The organism is Lacticaseibacillus paracasei subsp. paracasei (genome assembly GCF_000829035.1).
Classification (GTDB): domain Bacteria; phylum Bacillota; class Bacilli; order Lactobacillales; family Lactobacillaceae; genus Lacticaseibacillus; species Lacticaseibacillus paracasei.
In genome coordinates, this window is sequence record NZ_AP012541.1 from 1,020,078 (window position 1) to 1,038,353 (window position 18,276).

An 18,276-nucleotide genomic window follows, 5' to 3' on the forward strand; every position below is an offset into this window, starting at 1 on the left:
AGTGACACGCTGCAAATCGGGAAGAACTTTATTTCAAGTAACCTTCACTCAAAGTCATAAACTGTTGCGCATCTTTGGCGGCTAAATCAATGCCTTGCTGCCAGAAATCCGGTTGCGTTAAGTCAACCCCGAGATGTTTTTTCGCTAGTGCTTCTGTTGTCATATTCGCCGTATCCCGCAACAAAGCAATGTAATCATCTTCAAAATTATCAGATGCTTGGGCCTTTGCGTAAATACCGCTAGAGAACAGATAACCAAAAGTGTAAGGGAAGTTGTAGAACGGTGGGTTGTCGAAGTAGAAATGCAGTTTGTCTGCCCAATACATGGGATCAAAAGAACTTAGACCACCTGCATAGGCTTGTTGTTGTGCAGTCGTCATGAGTTCTTTCAGTCGTGGCACACTGACAATTCCTTTTTCCCGTTCCTGATAGAAACTGTCTTCAAACAGGAAGCGAGCATGGATATTTAACAGCATCGCCAATGGATTGGCCATTTTAGCGTCTAACAAATTAAGTTTCTCAGCCGGTGAGGTTGCTGCTTTGACTGTGGCATCTGCAACGATTAATTCTGCAAAAGTTGATGCAGTTTCGGCAACATTCATTGCATAATCTTGACGCAATAGCGGCATATCTTTCAAAATACTGCTGTGGAAAGCATGGCCCAATTCGTGGGCAATGGTGGAAACACCAGATGCTGAACCATCGAAGGTCATGAAAATACGACTTTCTTTGACATCTGGGACGCTGGTCATGTAACCGCCAGCGCGCTTGCCTGGCCGATCTTCAGCTTCGATCCAGCCATTTTCAAATGCCTGTTTGGCAAAGGCAGCCATTTTAGGTGAGAACTTGGCAAAGTTGTTCACAATAAATTCGGCGGCCTCATCGAAGGTATAGGTCTTTGGCTGAAAATCGCCCACGATGACTGGCGCCCATTGGTCATACCATGGCATTGTTGGCTTACCAGTTAATTCGGCCTTGCGCGTGAGGTAAGCAGCAAAAGGCTGTTTGTTGGCGCTGATGGTGTGCCACATTTGATCCAGCGTGGCACGTTGCATGCGATTGTATTGCAACGGTTTGAAAAGATAATCCGGATAATGATGCAACCGATAATTCGTAAGCCGGAAGCCGGCAATGTGATTCAGGGTCTCACCAAACAGACTGGCATGATCGTCCCACGTTTGTTCCCAAACGTTAAAGACTTGTTCACGCGTTTTAGTGTCAGGATCGCCTTCGAATTTATTCTGGGTTTGGCCAGCACTAAGCTCTGTGGTTTTGCCATCTTGTGTGATTGGAAACTTAAGACTGCCACTCAAGGTGGTGTAATGATCGCTCCAGCCAGTAAAACCATCGACTGCCAGATCGTTAATCATCGTTTCGGTTTGATCATCTAACAGTTCCTTTGCCTGGTCGCGCATCTCTTGCAAGCCAAAACGACTAGCGCTTAAAGCTGACGTGGTCGTTAGCTGATCGAAAGCTGCTTGTGACATGGCTGCGAGTTTTTTGGCCAGCGGGTTGTTAATGTTTTGAAAACGGGTATAAAGTGTCGTGAGCTGACCTTGAACAGGTCCGGTTTTCAGATTAGCTGTATCAGCGCTGGCAATCATCTCGACGAAGCTGCTAGTAGTAGCTAGGCCTTTGCCAATGTCTTCCAGCAGTTGCCAAAGTGTGATGAAATCGGTAAACTCAGGAGCATCGTGGTCAGGGATCCAAGCGGCTACTTTTGACTCCAGTTGAGGCAATTTGGCCGTCACATCGCTAATTCGGTCGGCAAGTTGCGGTGAGTCAATACCACCGGGGAAAATCGAATCGAGGTTCCAGTTAATTGGATAAGACATATTGGCACTTCCTTTCGAAATAGCTTTATTATACCGTAGATGAGAAAAGTCTGAGTGAAAGCAGGTAGAAGTTTGTGACGTCTTTTAAAAAACATTGGGGGTTGTGGCTGGCGGCAGTCCTTTTGTTTGTCTTGTTCTTTAGTTCCAGTATGACTTACAAAGAGCAAACAACGGTGCCGTTATTGGAACGCTTGTTACACAATGAACCGTTTAAGCAAGCCTTAAGTGGTATTCATTTTAATTATGCGGGTGAACAGCAATCAATTGCTGAGGTAGGCTATTTTAAATTTGTTGAATTTTTCATTCGCAAAGGTGCGCATGTCAGCATCTTTTTCCTATTAGGTCTTGGTCTGACACAAGGCACGTTTATGTATCAGAAAAATCGTTGGCTGCATTGGCCGCTGATGGTCTTAAGTTGTACCGGTGTTGCGGCATTTGACGAGTTTCATCAAATGCTGACAGGCGGGCGGACACCGCTTTTCCAAGATGTGATGCTCGATACTGCTGCTGCGGCTGTGGCCGTGACCTTAATGTGGTTATGGTTATGGCGGCAGAAGCGTCATTGAATAAAGTGCCGATCTTTGCTATAATTTTAGCGATTCATATGCTCCTAAACTTACGAAAAGAGGGTTTATCATGTCAGGACATTCCAAATGGCATAACATTCAGGGCCGTAAAAATGCTCAGGATTCGAAACGTGGTAAAATTTTCCAGAAATTATCACGTGAATTATACATGGCAGCAAAGCAAGGTGGTCCTGACCCCAGTGGTAATCCTTCCCTTCGTTTAGTCATGGATAAAGCTAAAGCTGCCAATATGCCAAAAGACAATATTAAGCGTGCTTTAGATAAAGCAAGTGATCGTGATGCGGCCAACTATGACGAAGTGACCTATGAAGGCTATGGGCCAGGTGGTGTGGCGATTTTGGTTGAAGCTTTGACCGATAATCGCAACCGGACTTCCAGTACCGTACGAGTGGCGATCACCCGACACGGTGGGAACATGGCAGCTGCTGGTGCGGTTTCATACATGTTTGATCGAAAAGGTTATCTGGTGATTAGCCGTGATGACCTTGATGTTGACGAAGATCAGATGCTAGAAGATGCGCTTGAAGCCGGTGCAGAAGATATGCAGACTTCAGATGAGGCATTCGAAATCTACACCGATCCTAAAGAATTTGCTCAGGTTCGCGACGCGCTTGAGGAAAAAGGGTACAAGTTTGTCCAAAACGAACTGACAATGGTTCCGCAAAACCTGACCCCGATTCCAGAAGATAAAGTTGAACAATTCCAAGCTATGATTGATCAATTGGAAGACGACGATGATGTGCAGGAAGTTTACACAGCTGGCGACTGGCCAGACGATTAATGCATCGATTGATAACTTGTGATCAAGACGAGGGAAAATCCTCGTCTTTTTTTCTGCCCAAAATAGTCAAGAGGACGGGGTGATATCTGACGCTCGCGAACTCTTTTAATACAGGGGGAAAAACGATGCAATCGGTGAATAAGCTTTTGACAATTGCGCTGGAAAAGGGTGCTAGCGATATTTACTATTTGCCTAGTCCGCAAGGTTATTTGATTCGCCTACGGGTACCGACGGGCTTGGTAACAATCGCCGAGCGAGACAGCAAACGTGGGCAGCAAGAAATTAATTACTTGAAATTTATGGCGGGCATGAATGTTGCCGAACATCGCCGCGTTCAATTGGGAGCCTTTTATCAAAGGGAATCAGCAGCTTTTTTACGGTTAAGTTCAGTGGCTGACTTTCGCGGTGGTGAATCACTGGTAGTTCGCATAATCAAAGGCATTCCAGATGCTGCAGGCGCACGTCATCTGTTAGATCGTCTGTTGGGTATTTTACTGCAGAAACGCGGCATGCTGACCCTAGCTGGGCCGACTGGGTCAGGAAAAACGACATTACTCTATCAGTTAGCGACGCGTTTGGCGGAATCACGAATGGTCTTGTCGATCGAGGATCCAGTTGAGATCAATCAGCCGCAATTCTTACAGTTGCAAGTCAATCCGGAGGCAGACATGACCTATCCGCAATTACTGAAGGCGGCGCTGCGCCATCGACCAGACGTCTTGCTGATTGGAGAAATTCGTGATCGACAAACAGCGCAAAGTGCTTGCGAAGCGGCGATTAGCGGTCACATTGTCCTAGCGACCGTGCATGCCCGATCAGCGGCGGATACACCCTTAAGGTTGAGCAGTTTTGGCTTGCCGGATGAGTTAGTAGCGGCGGCATTGACGGCGAGTGCGGCGATCAGTTTGCAGTATCGGCCAATGATTCACCCAGTGGCGGAAGTCGTGGTTTTCAAGCAAGTAGGACAAGCTGATCAGGAGGTGGTTTCGTGAGCATGCCGCTGGTGATTCAGGAACGGTTTTGCCGTCAAAGCGCTGCGTTAATTGCTGCTGGTTTTAGTTTGCCGGATGTGTTTGCTTATTTGCGTGTGAGTTTACCGAAATACCGGCCAATTTGGGAACGAATCGAAACGGATTTGGCTTCTGGCATCGGATTGCCAGAAGCAGTTGGCCATCAGGCATTAGCTCCCATCCTCTTTCAACAACTGCAACTAGCACAGGTTCACGGGGATTTGGCAAAAGCATTGGCCGTGGCTGGTGATTACTTAGGCTTGCGAGTGCGGAATCGTCAACGGATTGGTCAACTATTAATTTACCCACTTGTGTTACTGGGCATGCTTGTTACCTTGCAAGTGGTCGTTGTGTTTGGCGTGTTGCCAGCCTTGGCGTTACCACAATCGCATTTAGTGCATACGCAGTTAATGACCATGGGTGGGGGCTTAGCCGCCGGGTTGCTAATATGGCTCGGGTGGCATCGACTGACGTTGGCTCAACGCTTGCAACTCTTACAACGATTGCCTGGTGTCCGTGGCGTCATGCAAGTGTACTATCAGTTTCAGTTCACAGCCGGAGCCGCCCACTTCTTACTGGCAGGTGCTGAGATTGCCGACTTTTGCCGACACTTGATAACCGTTGGCGGTCCGTTGGGTGATTTAGGAGCACGCATTCAACAAAAGATTCAACAAGGGGCTGAGTTGGCCGATGCGTTACACGAAGCCTTTGTGCCACCTGAAGTTGCCCGTTTATTGACAATGGGCCAGACACATCACTTAGTGGCGACCGGCTTAAAACTTTTTGGTGAACAACTATTTTTACAGCCTCAATTTTCAAGGCAAGTGCAACGATGATAACGAATTCTTGATAGTGGTCTAGGCTGTTACGCCATGCATCGGTAGTAATCGCATGGGCGAAGATAGTTCAGAATACGTCTGGGACGATGGTTCAGTGCGGATTGGACTGCTTGAATTTCAACCAGGGTAACTGCTCTGAGAGACTTCCCTTTCGGGAAGAATTCCCTAAGCAGTCCATTGGCGTTCTCGTTTGTGCCACGCTCCCAAGGCGAGTACGGATGTGCGAAGTAAATCTGGGTTCCAACAATCTCTGATAACTTGGCAAACTCGGAACCATTGTCAAAAGTGATACTCTCAAATTCCTTGGCCCCGTAGTCGTCGATCGTGTCCTGCAAGGCTTTAAGGCAGGTGCCCGCATGATAGTCAGGAATCTTGACGATGATCTCAGTCCGGCTGTACCGTTCTGTGAGCGTCATTAATGCTGGCTCATCAGCTAAGCGAATACCCTTGACCAAGTCGCCTTCCCAATGTCCCACGCCTGTGCGGTCATTCACGGCCGCAGGACGCAACTCGATTGAGTCGCCGTATATCTTCTTATTCTTGCGCTTGTGGGCGTTCTTATAGCCTTTGATGCGGCGTCGGAGCTTCTTGGGAAGTGTCATGTTGTCTAGCTCAAGCAGCCCGGCGTCGATGTAGCGATACACAGTTGTCGTTGAAGGGCAAGCCTTGCCCTGGTCGCGATAGAAGTGTACGAAGCTATCAACGCTGTGTACGCGCGGCTTACGAGTAAGCTCCCTGGAGAGAGCCTTGAAGAACGCACGGCCGGTCTTAAGAAAGGCGTAGTGACCGGTTCTATCGCGTTTACGGTCGTGCATGGCTTGGGCAGTTTCCGCAAGATAGACTTGATGCGAGTGACGCTTCGAGTCGAGCTGAGTTACAGATCCACGCGTGATTTCTCGTGAGATTGTCGCTTTACTGCGATGAAGCTTCTGTGCAATCACGGTCGCGGTGTCACCAGCAGCCTGAAGGGCCTGAATTGTAGCACGGTCGCTAAAACTGAGTTGTTGGTAATGCTTGTGAGTGTTAGTCTGAGAGTGGGTCATGAAGATTCCTGCTTTCTTGTTTAGCTAGCACTAACAAGAATAGGTCTTCATGGCCTTTATGGTCTAGTCGTCAGGGTGTTGCACTTGAATTGTAAACTGGGGAACTATTTTTACAGTTGCAGCAACGTTTAGAACGACTGGTGAACTTGGTGCAGCCATTGCTGTTTTTGCTTATTGGTGGCGAAATTTTACTGGTTTATTTGCAAATTCTCTTACCACTCTATCAATCTTTCGGAGGATGACCATGCGACGCAAACGATTACGGGCTTTTACATTGATTGAAGTGATTGCAGCACTTGGGGTCATTATTTTATTGACGTTAGCTTTGGTTTTGACAATTCAAGGGCAAATGAAACGTGTTGAAGGTCAGAATCTAAAAGCTACGGTGGCAACTGTGAATTCACAAATTGAAATGGCTTATAACGAGCCGGATGCTGACAAGAAATCACTTAAAACAATTCCTGATTTAGTCAGAGAAGGCGTGATTACCGATGCGCAGGCGAAGGACTTGGAAAAAGGCAAGGCAACGATGAGCGGTGACAATCCGCCGAAATTTAAAGTTCCATGAAACGGCTGCGTGGCTTTGTGATGCTTGAAGTGGTGGCTGTTGTGGTTGTGCTGGCAGGATTGACACTGGCGGCCGTTCCCTTAGGGCAAAGCGTGATTCGCCGAAATCAGGAAACCAAATTTCTCGAAACCATGCGGGAACAATGGGGATTATTAGGGATGAAGGCATATGCCACGCATAAAATTGGCACCATGTCTGTCAATGATGAGGCACGTCAGGTGACATTTAGTCTTTTTAATGGTTCAAAACGAATTTTGCCATTTCCGCCATCCTTGAAATATGACGATAAAATTCCTACAAAAACGACGAGAGAACCATCAGGTAAATTGAAAGGCAACCGCAGCGTAAATTTTCTCAGTCAAGACGGCTATTACTGGCATATAACCCTACAGTTTGAATGGGGGCGGTTCTTATTCCAAAAAGTACCAAAACATTAACAGGTTCTTTGTTAATTGAACATCTTGCAGCTCTGGGGGTGCTCTTGCTGGCGGTTGGTTGGTTAATGGTGTTAGTGCGGTTATATGACCGAGTTGTGGTTGAATCCAGACAGCGAACGACGGCCTATTATGCGGCACGGGTGGCGCTTGTTCATTTGCCAGTACCAGGCGGAGAGACGACTGTTCAAGTCGGACCTGATGTGTGGCAAGTAACCGTCAATACGCAGGAGGTAAAGGCGCATGCCCAAAAGGGTCGATCAACATATACGTTCACGCCTTAAAGGCTTTACTTTAATTGAAGTGGTGGTCAGCCTGATTTTACTTGCGGCGGTCATGCTGTTATGGCGACCGGTTTTATTGCATGTCACGCGGTTCACGCTTCAAGACCATGTGCTAATCACGTCATTGCAAGCAGAGCATGACTTGCAAATGTTTGTACGAGATAACAAGTTGCGGTCTGTGGCCTTAATGTCGGTAAGGGTGAGAAGTCCCGAGAAAGCTTACACGATCAATTTTTATCAGGCCAAACATTTTCGCGGTATGGTTCGTGTGATGGGATCTGAAAATGGGCATATGCCATTATTTACGCATCTAACCGGGGTCAATTTTAGCAAGGTAGCTCAAGGCTTTCGCTATCGTCTGTATTTGACGACTTCGCAGAAGATTGACGGTGGGGTGCAAATCGATGAAGATACGCGGTAGTGTTTTGATCAACACACTGATACTGTTTGCTTTACTTCTAATGCTGACTGTTGGCGCGATGCAACGTTTTCGTGATTGGCAGGAAAGTTATCAGGTGCTTGAACAGGTAGAAAAGCGCCAATTTACGGAGGCATACAACCATTGGCGAGAACAGATATCTGATAAATCGAAAAGCGAGGCTGATTCCTCGACTTCAGCTGGCAAGGAATCTGATACATCAGCTATTCGATCAGCGCCGCCAGCGATTGGTGAGACCAAAGAAGCGACTAAGGAACAGCTTGAGGCAACTAGATCAGGGATTCACGCGCTTGAATAAGCTTTTCTCAATCGGTACACTGGTAAGCGGAGTGTCGGCGATGACCAGCGCCTGCACGCATCGTTTTTTAGGCCTGAAACCGTATTGATAGGGGGAAGCATCTTGGCCCACGAACATCTAGAGAAGCTGTACAATGTTTTGGATGAAAGCACGACAATTTTGCATCAACAATTGAAAACATCTTTTATTGCTGCTGTTATTGAGGCGGGAGAGGATCTTGCGTCGGGCAACGTCATGCAAGAAGACGGTGTTCCCAACGATGAAGCTAAAAAGAAGCTAACAGCGTTGTTTGATCAGATCAAACTCGCCACCTATGAGCCGGAAGAGATTCGTCAAGCCATTCAATTAGTGCTTGTTAAGGCAATCAAGGTAGATGGCATTGAACCCAATAAGCAAGTCACGCCTGATGCCATGGCCAGTCTTGCGACATTTATGGTGACGGTTTTTGCGCAACATCTGCCAAAAAAGATGCAAGTCGCCGATCTGGCCGTTGGGACGGGGAATCTTTTATTTGCTGTGATGAATCAGCTCCACAATGCGCGTCAGGTGGCAGTCAAAGGCTACGGCATTGATAATGACGAAACCTTATTAGCAGTTGCAGGCATGAGCAGTACGTTGCAACAATTAGATGTTGATCTTTTTCATCAGGATGCCTTAGATAATCTTTTGTTTAAAGACATCGATGTTGTTGTTTCTGATTTGCCAGTTGGTTACTACCTGGTTGACGAACGCGCCAAGCAATTTGAGACCGCGGCGGCCAAGGGACATTCTTATGCGCATCATTTGTTAATCGAGCAAAGTATGCGGGTCTTGAAGCCAGGAGGATTGGGTTTATTTTATGTGCCGAGTCAGGTTTTCCGTTCTGAAGAAGCGGCGGGGCTGACAGCTTGGCTGGCGAAGTCGACCTACTTCCAAGGGTTATTGAATTTGCCGGAAGATTTCTTTGCTGACCAAAAGGCGGAGAAGAGCCTGCTGGTTTTACAGAAACCGAGTCCGGATGTCAAGCGTGCTAAGCAGATCTTGTTAGGCCAATTTCCGGATCTAAATGACCGCGATGCTTTTGCCGCGTTTATTGACAAAGTGAAGGATTGGGCAGCTGCTAATATTGCGTGATTGATTGATTTTTAAGTAACCAAAAAGGAGAGCTGACAAACGCTTGTCTTGTCAGCTTTTTTTGTCATTTCAAAACACTTTTCATCTTGTGATAGCAAGGCGGTATGGCTGCTGTCACAGGATTTAGGACGTTAGAATAGACTTTACTGATCCGGTCGCCACTGCCTTTTTAAACTGGAATCGGTTAGAATGGGTTATCAAACTTAAGGAGAATTAATATGTCATTATTAAGCGTGGCCTACCTGCTGATTGCAATTATTTCAGTTGGTGTGACCATCTTTGATATCATTCAAATTCGGATACATGCGCAACCAAAAGTCTGGCGTATTCTTTTGTATCTTGCGGTGGCAGCCTTTTCTCTGGTGTTGACCTTGCAGCAAAGTCAACATTTTGACGATCTTGTCAGCGGCGCCTTTATTGTCGTTATGTTTATCTGTTTTGCCTGCTGGCAGAAGGGTCTTGCTGATGCTGCGATGATTGGCGGGCTTGGTAGCATTCGATTGTATCAGAATCTTTCTGGCGTTGTTTTACAGGCAAATGCTGGGGGGACGCTGCTATTGGCGCAAGCCGGTCAAGTGATGGTTTTAAAACTGCAGTTTCGCCAGTCGCCAACAGATCTACAAAGCTTTTTGGTCGATAAAATGCCACCAGAACAGATTCAAATCGTGACAGGGTGATCAGTTGGGCGTTTTCTGAAAATGGTGTATAATTTTTTCTGATACGATTCAAAGAGCTGGGATATTTCTGCATTTGCAAAGACAGAACCTGTTATGACCTGATTTTTTTCGGGTTAACACGTTTATAGGAGGATGAGCATGCAAGCCAAGAAAGATGACAAGCCCGAACTAGCGCGTCACTTGAAAAGCCGACACGTGCAACTGATTGCGATTGGCGGAACGATTGGGACAGGCCTTTTTCTAGGATCTGGCCAATCCATCCACACCGCTGGGCCTTCCATCTTACTAGCTTATCTCATCACAGGTGGGATTTGTTTTCTAATTATGCGGGCATTGGGTGAATTGCTAATGTCCGATGTGAATTCACATACGTTTATTGATTTTATTAGCAAATATATGGGAAAAGATGCTGGTTGGGTGACTGGCTGGACCTACTGGATTTGTTGGGTGGCGGTCGCCATGGCCGAAGTGACAGCAATCGGTCTCTACATTCGATTCTGGTTGCCAGGAGTTCCTCAATGGCTGCCGGGCCTGATTGCACTGGCAGTGTTGCTGCTAATGAATCTGGTTAGTGTTGGGCTGTTTGGTGAGGCGGAGTTCTGGTTTGCCTTGATTAAGATCGTGGCCATTATTGGGTTAATTGCGCTCGGCGTCTTTATGCTGTTTGTGCACTATAAAACGCCTGTTGGCTATGCCAGCCTAAGCAACCTCGTTAATGACGGCGGCTTTTTTCCAAAAGGAATGAGCGGTTTTCTAATGTCGCTGCAAATGGTGGTGTTTAGTTTCGTCGGGATCGAAATGGTCGGGTTGACTGCTAGTGAAACCAAAGATCCGCATAAAGTGATTCCAGAAGCGATCAATGAGATTCCGATGCGGATTTTACTGTTTTACATTGGCGCATTGTTTGTCATTATGTGCATCTACCCATGGCGCGATGTGTCACCCGTTAATAGTCCTTTTGTCGAGGTTTTTCGTAATGTCGGGATTCCAGCCGCCGCCGACATTATTAATTTTGTTGTGTTGACAGCGGCAGCATCTGCCTGCAATTCATCTATTTTCAGCACTGGCAGATTACTCTTCTCACTGACATTAACTGGTAAAAGCAAGTCCGCACGTTGGACTGCTAAACTGTCTCGGCGACAAGTGCCAGCGCGGGCCATTATGATTTCAACAGGAGCCATTGCTGTGGCTGTCATTTTGAACCTTTTTTTACCGGAGTCTGTTTTCGCACTGGTTTCAAGTGTTGCTACAATCAGCTTTTTATTTGTTTGGGGCATGATTGTCCTCGCTCACTTGCGCTATAAGAAACAACATCCGCGCGGAACGGATTTTCCAATGCCATTTTATCCTTATTCGAATTATCTTATTTTGGCGTTTTTAGGGCTGACTGCTGTGATTATGATTTTCGATCGGGCAATGCTGTCCGCATTGATCTTTGCGGTTATCTGGATTGCGACGTTATTCACCTTGCGCCGATTGCACGCTGATCATAAAGCTCACGAAGACAAAACAAAAGACGGTATTTAATCTGATTGAGTGAGCACTCGCTTCAATAACGGAAAAGATACTTGAGGACTCATATAAAAGTGAAAATAATTTTGAGTGTTCACTCAAAATTATTTATTTTAGGGTTGACTAACTTTAGCAACGCGTTATGCTATTGATGGTTCGTAGATCAACACGCATCCGTCATCATGATGGCGGTTTATAGAGAGAGGGGCCGACAATGGCAAAAGTCGTGACATATCGCCACTTGACAGACGATGTTGTTGCTGCACCTGATCAAGAAACCGAGATCCCGGATAATTATCGCTGGGAGCCTTCATGGCGGTTCCGGATCAAAGCAAATTTGGTTTATGCGGGTTCTTGGCTTTTTGCCCAAGGGTATTGCCGCAGCGTCTTACATGTTCGCAATCGCAAGGCCTTTCGCCAGGCTGCCGGGCGCGGTTATTTTGTTTATGGTAATCACACTCAGCCTTTTGGGGATGTTTTCACACCCATGCGCGTGAATCAGTCGCGCCGGGTTTTTACGTTGGCATCACCGGCTAATCTAAGCGTGCCAATTCTAGGACGAATCGTGCCTTATGGTGGCGGTTTGCTGGTGCCAAGCAAGTTACATCAATTGCGCCCGTTTGCTCAAGCCATTCGGCGCGTTATCAAACAACGACATGTGGTCATGATTTATCCTGAAGCCCATGTCTGGCCTTACTATACCGGCATTCGGCCGTTTGAAAATGGTGCTTTTCATTATCCGGTGACAACTAACGCACCAGTATTTGCAACCACAATGACTTATCAAGCCCGGCGGTGGCGGCAAAAGCCACGCTGGATCTTGTATGTCGATGGCCCTTTTTGGCCAGATGAACAGTTACCGCTCAAAGCGCGTCAGCAGCAGTTAGAGGCGCAAGTTCGAACGGCGATGACTACTCGCGCCGCCTTGAGTACGGCAACGTATATTCACTATCAGCAGCGAGAGGAGGCGGATTCATGACGATGAACATCATGTTTTGCGGTGATGAGAAGATGACGGATGGCGTTTTGATTGCTACCTTGTCATTGATGCGGCATACCGATCAACCATTGCATATTTATGTGTTAACCGCCAAGCTAAAAGTCAATGGCCATGCTTACCAGCCATTCTCTGCGGTGACGGCTGAGCGCATGGCTGACTTGATGCGGCAGGAGAATCCGCAGCACCGCTTGACGCGGATTGACATCACTGATTTATTTATGGCTAATCCGCCGCAAGCAAACATGACCACGATGTTTACCCCTTATTGCATGTTGCGTTTGTATGCTGATTTGATTCCTGAGTTGCCAGATCGTGTGTTGTATCTTGATACTGATATTGTGTGCCGTCGATCGTTTAGCAACCTGTATCAAGAACCAATGAAAGACGTCGATATTGCTGGTGTATTGGATCATTATGGCAAATGGTGGTTCCATCATAAATTAACCTGGTTTGATTATATTAATTCCGGGGTTTTGCTGATGAACCTTGCTAGCATTCGGCAAGATGGCTTGCTGGTTCGCTGTCGGCGCCTGATCCGCCATCGTTGGCTGTTTATGCCAGACCAAAGTGCACTGAACATCATTGCAAAGTCAAAGCAGATTTTGCCGCGGAAGTATAATGAACAACATAAAGTCGAAACGGATACTGTCTTCCAACATTTCACCACCTCATTCCGTTTCTGGCCGCGGTTTCGTATTGTGACGGTCAAGCCATGGCAAATCAGTGCTGTTCATCATCAACTTGGCCTTCATGAATATGATGATCTATTAAACGATTATCGTCAGTTGGCCCCAAAATTGAAAGAAGTGTCTTAAATGCCTCAACAAACTACGGTTCCCATTTTCTTTTCTGTCGATGACGGTTACGTACCGTGTCTGGCTGTTGCTTTGACATCTATTCGAACGAATAAAGATCCGCAAACTGATTTCGTTATCAACATTCTTAACAGTGGTTTACTTCAAAAGAATCAGACGCGGCTTGCGGCTTTAGCAGCGCCGCATTTTACGATTAATTTTATCGACATGGACGCGGTCACGCAGCAGATTAGTGGCGACACAAATAAACTGCGCGGCGATTATGTGACGTTGACGATTTATTTCCGGCTATTCATTGCTGACATGTTCCCGCAATATGATAAAGCAATTTATATTGATGCCGATACGGTTGCCGATGGTGATTTGGCAGAATTGTTTACGACTGACCTAGGCGATAATTTAGTCGCTGGTGTTGCAGATCCGGTGATGATGACATACCCGGAAACCATTGAATACATTCAGCGTGATTTTGGTGTTCAACCAGGTGAATACATCAATTCCGGGGTATTGATTTTGAATCTCGCCCAGATGCGGCAGGAACATTTCTCCGACCGGTTTCTGCATTTGCTAAAAACGTATCATTTTACAATGATTGCCGCGGATCAAGATTACATCAATGTGATCGCACAGCATCGAATCAAGTACCTGCCAAAAACTTGGAATATGCAAACAGGTGTCCCGACTGCTGCTGAATCAGGCGGCAAGTTAATTCACTACAATCTTTTTGGCAAGCCATGGCATTACCGCGATGCTAAGTTAGCGGCAAACTTTTGGCATTATGCGCCAGCATCTGGTTTTGAAACGGATTTGAAGCAGCAGTTGGCGGCGTTTACGCCGGCTGATCAACAATCGGATCGGGACAGCATGGCGGCGATGCTAAAAACCGCCGTTCAAGTTTGCCATACTGATAACACGATCTTGAACGCAATCAAGCATGGCGAACAGGTGGCGCTATGAAATCCGGCAAGTTTGTTGGACCAGACCGAGCCGCGGTGATCGAAAATATTCGTCGCGCGGTGGCGGCTAAGGCATTCAACGTTAAGGTGGAAGAACACGACCCGACTTTCTCGGAAGCACAAGAAACAGCTATTATTGATCATTATTTACATCAGCGGCAACGCTGGACATTCCGAGTGAAAACTTTGATTTGCCGATTGCTGGTGAATGCCTATGCAGTGAGGGTCACCAGCGATGTTGAAGTTGTTGGGGTTGAAAAGATTCGGGCGATTAAAAGCGGTGGTGTCATCACGAGCAACCACTTTAGTCCGTTTGAAAATATGGCGATTCGCAAAGCTGTCCGTTTAGCTGGCCGCCACCGGATGTATATCGTGAGTCAAGACACCAACTTGGCCATGAAAGGGTTGCTGGGATTTGTCATGAATTATGACGATACGATTCCACTATCCGGTCGTCCAAGTTTTCTTAACGGACCATTTATGCAAATGCTAACGAAGGCCTTTTCTGGGCATCATTGGGTGTTAATTTACCCAGAACAAGAAATGTGGTTCAATTATCGCAAGCCTCGTCCACCCAAGCGCGGATCATATTTTTATGCGGCTGAGGCCGGGGTGCCCATTATCTCGTGTTTCACTGAGATTCGTGATTTGAAGGCGCGTGAGAATGATCAATTACGCGAGGTCAGTTATGTCCTGCATGTACTTGATCCGATCTACCCGGATCGCAACTTATCCGTCAGAGACAACAGTTTTCAAATGATGCAACGCGACTATGCTCAAAAGCGGCAGGCTTATGAAGCTGCTTATGGCAAGCCGCTGACTTATGCATTCAGCGACCAGGATATAGCTGGTTGGGACCCGCAGTAACTAGCAAAAAAATTTTTATTTCATTTAAAAAGAAAATGTGCTCGGCACTTGTTGGACAATCTGTCCGCCAAGTGCCGATTTTTTTGAGCATGAACGGATCGACTAAATAACCGAGGCCAAAGTGACAGTAAATGTCTCAGTGCCACTTGGTATGCTGCGGTGAATGCCAACCGTAACCTTCATAGTGATCAATTGACAGTGGCGCGCAGGTCCTTCACCAACTTGCTTGTTATGCTATAACGGAAGTAAGAGGTTATATTTGAAGGAGGCTACGCTTTGATAGATGTTATAAATAATCAAGCTTTTCATCTTCACAACGATCAAATCAGTTATATTTACGCTTTGCTGCCGAATGGTCAGCTCGGGCATCTTTATTTTGGTCCGCGCTTGTCATTAACTAAGAACGACTTAGCCTATTTGTCTCAAGGCCCAAGTCCGTTTGCGTGGATGGCCAATTTTTCGGACGATCAGGAATTTGCCTTGGGTGATGCTCAGCAAGAGTATCCTGTTTACGGAACTGGTGATTTTCGCCAAGGCAGCCTGAGTGTGACCCAAGATGATATGCCAATTTATCCGAACTTTGTTTTTAAAGATGATCAATTGACGCATACGAAAACGCGGGACTTGCACCATCCGACGAGTTTCGGCAATCCGGCATTGACCGATGTGCTGACGATTCATCTTGAAGATAAAACGGCCCAATTGTTGTTAACGTTGCAATATACGATTTTTGCCGACAGTGCGGCAATTGTTCGTTCCGCCACACTAACCAATCAAGGGGCAGCACCAGTGATGATTCAACGCATGCTGAGTGGCGTTTTGAACTTGCCGCAAGGACGGTATGACGTTGTTCATTTATCTGGTAATTGGGCGAAGGAGCGTCATATTCAAACGCAACCGTTAACTCAGGGAACATTTTCAGTTGAATCGCTACGTGGTGCCTCCAGTCATGAACAGAATCCTTTTGTGGCCTTACATGCAGCGGGACAGCCGTTTGCAGCAGGCGATACCTATGGGGCGAACTTGATTTATTCGGGCAACTTTCTGGACAGCACCGAGGTCAACGAATGGGATCAGACTCGATTGCTAACTGGCATTCATCCCGCATCGTTTAGTTGGCGGTTGGATCCAAAAACCAGTTTTACCACGCCAGAAACCGTGTTTAGTTATAGCTCTGGTGGTCTTGCCGGCTTAGCTCAGGCCAATCAACGTTTTGTTGCTCGCCATATTATTGATCCGCAATGGCGTCAAAAGCAGCGTCCGGTCGTCTTAAACAGCTGGGAAGCGACTTACTTTGATTTGAACGAGAAGAAGTTGCTCAAGTTAGCGGCACTCGGCAAGCAGGTCGGTGTGGACTGCTTTGTGCTGGATGATGGCTGGTTCGGAACGCGCGACAATGATTTGAGTTCCTTGGGTGATTGGTTTACTAATAAGCATAAATTTCCCGACGGTCTCGGCCATTTTGCTCAGGAAATTCACGCGATGGGCCTGCAGTTTGGCCTTTGGTTTGAACCCGAGATGGTTTCACCGCGATCTCAATTCTTCCAAGCCCATCCGAATTGGGTCGTTCGACCAAAAAAGGGTCGTATCTCGATTACGCGTAATCAATATGTGTTAGACTTCAGCAACCCCGCTGTCGTCAATAATATTTTTGAACAGATGCAGAAGGTCATCACTGAAACCAACTTGGATTATGTGAAGTGGGATCTTAATCGCAGCATTACAGAGGCCTTTTCACCGTATCTCGAAAAGATCGGTCATCCGCAAGGCGAGTTCTTCCATCGTTACGTACAAGGCGTTTACACGCTCTATCAGAAGCTGCTAACGGCATTCCCGCATTTATTGATTGAAGGGTGTGCCGGCGGTGGTGGCCGCTTTGATCTGGGCATTCTGTTCTACAGCCCGCAAATTTGGACTAGTGATGATTCCGATGCGATCGAACGCCTCGCCATTCAATCAGGCACGGCTTTGGCCTATCCACTGAGCTGCATGAGCAATCATGTGACAGCCGTGCCGAATGAACAGGTTGGTCGATCAACGCCGCTGGTCACGCGGTTTCGGGTGGCGGCCTTTGGGATTCTTGGTTATGAACTGGATCTGACCAAACTTGATGCGCGAACATTGGCTACGATCAAGGCTCAAATTGCCTATTACCACGCTTTACAACCGCTAGTACTGAAAGGCGACTTTAGCCTATTGTTACCGCGACAGTCCAATGGTCAGAATCAGGTGGCGTGGTTGCTCAGCGCTCATGATCGCAAGCACCTTGTTCTTGGCTTTTTCCGAGTCTTGGCTGATGCAGACAGTCGCACCGTGCAGTATATGAAGGTACCATTGGCAAAATCTGACACACCGTATTGGGTCAATCAGCACACAGGCCCAATTTCGGGGGATGTCCTCCAGCGCGTTGGTGTGCGCTTACCAGTCCAATTCAATGGTGCCAATCGCGCACAGGCTCAGTTAATCGGTGACTATCAATCGGCACTGTTGACCTTTGATAGTGTGGCAAGTTTGGATCACAGTGAAAGCCAGCAGACCGATGCCGACAAGCAAACAGTTGCCTATTAAATGTGCTGCCAAACAGCTTTGGTTTGACAATGGCTGTTCAGATCAGGAATATGAGTAAAAAAAGCCCGATAAACGAGTTGCAAGTATCAGTTCTTGACTTGCAGCTCATCTATCGGACTTGTTTGTCCCTTTTTAGTCACGATGCTTGCTTACCAGCAAAATACCAGTAACCAAGCTCATGGTACCGGCAACGATGCCAACAGCACCAGCGACAAGTGTCACAACACCAACAGATCGAGAAAAAATTTTGCTCAAGAGATTAACACCTTTCTATTGTTTGGCAGGATCGTAACTAACAACAATGCATGAATCTTGATTAGGATTCTCAATCCGTTCATCGTTCGATTCATTGTTCAATAAATCTGGTTCATCGCTATGACGAAAGCGCGCAGTAAAAACATTTTCGTCATTAATCCGTTTAATGTAACGCGCAGCTGCGCCGGGACTGACCAATTGAATGGACGTTGATTTGCCATCGTTAACGGCGTCATTCAGTTCGGCAACAGTACCTGCTAGATCGTCGTGCGAAAACCCAGCAGATTCTAAAATGCTGAGAAGTGCTTTTACTTTGTCGTTCATGATTTTCCTCCTACTTGTCATTTTCAGACTCACGGCACTATTGTAGCAAATATTTACTTACGGAAGGTAAGC

At 46.8% G+C, this 18,276-nt stretch carries 21 protein-coding genes; 17 read left to right on the top strand and 4 right to left on the bottom strand.

Annotated elements, in window-relative coordinates; genetic code table 11:
- Positions 1 to 28: 28 nt before the first annotated feature.
- The gene (locus tag LBPC_RS05095; RefSeq protein ID WP_003593994.1) at positions 29 to 1,834 is read right to left on the bottom strand and encodes a M3 family oligoendopeptidase; all 1,806 of its coding nucleotides are present in this window, start codon (positions 1,832 to 1,834) and stop codon (positions 29 to 31) included.
- A gap of 74 nt (positions 1,835 to 1,908) precedes the next feature.
- On the opposite strand from LBPC_RS05095, the gene LBPC_RS05100 reads away from it, so the two are divergent.
- The 4 genes from LBPC_RS05100 to LBPC_RS05115 all read left to right on the top strand — a co-directional run bounded on the left by LBPC_RS05100 (position 1,909) and on the right by LBPC_RS05115 (position 5,048).
- Positions 1,909 to 2,400: a VanZ family protein gene (locus tag LBPC_RS05100; protein WP_003564394.1), complete on the top strand. Its 492-nt coding sequence runs from the start codon at positions 1,909 to 1,911 to the stop codon at positions 2,398 to 2,400.
- 70 nt (positions 2,401 to 2,470) lie between these two features.
- Positions 2,471 to 3,202 (top strand): YebC/PmpR family DNA-binding transcriptional regulator, encoded by a 732-nt coding sequence (locus LBPC_RS05105; RefSeq protein ID WP_003564397.1) that lies wholly within the window; start codon positions 2,471 to 2,473, stop codon positions 3,200 to 3,202.
- Between the two features lie 125 nt (positions 3,203 to 3,327).
- The gene (locus tag LBPC_RS05110; RefSeq protein WP_003661275.1) at positions 3,328 to 4,194 is read left to right on the top strand and encodes an ATPase, T2SS/T4P/T4SS family; all 867 of its coding nucleotides are present in this window, start codon (positions 3,328 to 3,330) and stop codon (positions 4,192 to 4,194) included.
- Complete coding sequence (locus tag LBPC_RS05115) at positions 4,191 to 5,048, top strand: type II secretion system F family protein (protein WP_025376185.1); 858 nt, start codon at positions 4,191 to 4,193, stop codon at positions 5,046 to 5,048. The genes LBPC_RS05110 and LBPC_RS05115 overlap by 4 nt, the downstream gene beginning before the upstream one ends.
- Before the next feature lie 29 nt (positions 5,049 to 5,077).
- Here the strand turns inward: LBPC_RS05115 and LBPC_RS05120 are convergent, their stop codons facing one another.
- Positions 5,078 to 6,094, bottom strand: a complete 1,017-nt coding sequence (locus LBPC_RS05120; RefSeq protein ID WP_011674977.1) for an IS30 family transposase — start codon at positions 6,092 to 6,094, stop codon at positions 5,078 to 5,080.
- Between the two features lie 244 nt (positions 6,095 to 6,338).
- Between LBPC_RS05120 and LBPC_RS05125 the strand changes: the two genes are divergently transcribed.
- From LBPC_RS05125 to LBPC_RS05180, 13 genes are all read left to right on the top strand, one after another.
- On the top strand, positions 6,339 to 6,662 hold the full coding sequence (locus tag LBPC_RS05125) for a type II secretion system protein (protein WP_016365478.1): 324 nt from the start codon (positions 6,339 to 6,341) through the stop codon (positions 6,660 to 6,662).
- The gene (locus LBPC_RS05130) at positions 6,659 to 7,099 is read left to right on the top strand and encodes a hypothetical protein (protein ID WP_003594019.1); all 441 of its coding nucleotides are present in this window, start codon (positions 6,659 to 6,661) and stop codon (positions 7,097 to 7,099) included. The genes LBPC_RS05125 and LBPC_RS05130 overlap by 4 nt, the downstream gene beginning before the upstream one ends.
- 44 nt (positions 7,100 to 7,143) lie before the next feature.
- On the top strand, positions 7,144 to 7,380 hold the full coding sequence (locus LBPC_RS15325; protein WP_003594020.1) for a hypothetical protein: 237 nt from the start codon (positions 7,144 to 7,146) through the stop codon (positions 7,378 to 7,380).
- A complete protein-coding gene (locus tag LBPC_RS05135; RefSeq protein ID WP_003661269.1) occupies positions 7,340 to 7,801 on the top strand; it encodes a type II secretion system protein in 462 nt (153 codons plus the stop codon). Before LBPC_RS15325 ends, LBPC_RS05135 begins: the two co-directional genes overlap by 41 nt.
- Positions 7,785 to 8,117, top strand: a complete 333-nt coding sequence (locus LBPC_RS05140; RefSeq protein ID WP_003661268.1) for a hypothetical protein — start codon at positions 7,785 to 7,787, stop codon at positions 8,115 to 8,117. Before LBPC_RS05135 ends, LBPC_RS05140 begins: the two co-directional genes overlap by 17 nt.
- A 102-nt stretch (positions 8,118 to 8,219) precedes the next feature.
- Positions 8,220 to 9,230, top strand: a complete 1,011-nt coding sequence (locus tag LBPC_RS05145; RefSeq protein ID WP_016365476.1) for a class I SAM-dependent methyltransferase — start codon at positions 8,220 to 8,222, stop codon at positions 9,228 to 9,230.
- Positions 9,231 to 9,448: 218 nt separating this feature from the next.
- Positions 9,449 to 9,907: a hypothetical protein gene (locus LBPC_RS05150; protein ID WP_003594024.1), complete on the top strand. Its 459-nt coding sequence runs from the start codon at positions 9,449 to 9,451 to the stop codon at positions 9,905 to 9,907.
- 138 nt (positions 9,908 to 10,045) lie between these two features.
- The gene (locus tag LBPC_RS05155) at positions 10,046 to 11,434 is read left to right on the top strand and encodes an amino acid permease (protein WP_003564416.1); all 1,389 of its coding nucleotides are present in this window, start codon (positions 10,046 to 10,048) and stop codon (positions 11,432 to 11,434) included.
- A 199-nt stretch (positions 11,435 to 11,633) separates the two neighbouring features.
- Positions 11,634 to 12,398 carry a lysophospholipid acyltransferase family protein gene (locus LBPC_RS05160; protein WP_003661265.1) on the top strand — a complete coding sequence of 255 codons (765 nt, stop codon included), beginning with the start codon at positions 11,634 to 11,636 and terminating at the stop codon, positions 12,396 to 12,398.
- Positions 12,395 to 13,234: a glycosyltransferase family 8 protein gene (locus tag LBPC_RS05165; protein ID WP_003594027.1), complete on the top strand. Its 840-nt coding sequence runs from the start codon at positions 12,395 to 12,397 to the stop codon at positions 13,232 to 13,234. Before LBPC_RS05160 ends, LBPC_RS05165 begins: the two co-directional genes overlap by 4 nt.
- Positions 13,235 to 14,191: a glycosyltransferase family 8 protein gene (locus LBPC_RS05170; protein ID WP_003594030.1), complete on the top strand. Its 957-nt coding sequence runs from the start codon at positions 13,235 to 13,237 to the stop codon at positions 14,189 to 14,191.
- On the top strand, positions 14,188 to 15,057 hold the full coding sequence (locus tag LBPC_RS05175; RefSeq protein ID WP_003564424.1) for a lysophospholipid acyltransferase family protein: 870 nt from the start codon (positions 14,188 to 14,190) through the stop codon (positions 15,055 to 15,057). Before LBPC_RS05170 ends, LBPC_RS05175 begins: the two co-directional genes overlap by 4 nt.
- Positions 15,058 to 15,333: 276 nt before the next feature.
- Positions 15,334 to 17,625, top strand: coding sequence for an alpha-galactosidase (locus LBPC_RS05180; protein WP_003661263.1), 2,292 nt, complete (start codon positions 15,334 to 15,336; stop codon positions 17,623 to 17,625).
- A 132-nt stretch (positions 17,626 to 17,757) separates the two neighbouring features.
- Here LBPC_RS05180 and LBPC_RS17380 read toward each other — a convergent pair whose 3' ends face one another.
- Both LBPC_RS17380 and LBPC_RS05190 read right to left on the bottom strand, forming a co-directional pair.
- Positions 17,758 to 17,880, bottom strand: coding sequence for a hypothetical protein (locus tag LBPC_RS17380; protein WP_003564429.1), 123 nt, complete (start codon positions 17,878 to 17,880; stop codon positions 17,758 to 17,760).
- Positions 17,881 to 17,895: 15 nt separating this feature from the next.
- Complete coding sequence (locus tag LBPC_RS05190) at positions 17,896 to 18,204, bottom strand: hypothetical protein (RefSeq protein WP_016365474.1); 309 nt, start codon at positions 18,202 to 18,204, stop codon at positions 17,896 to 17,898.
- Positions 18,205 to 18,276 lie beyond the last annotated feature (72 nt).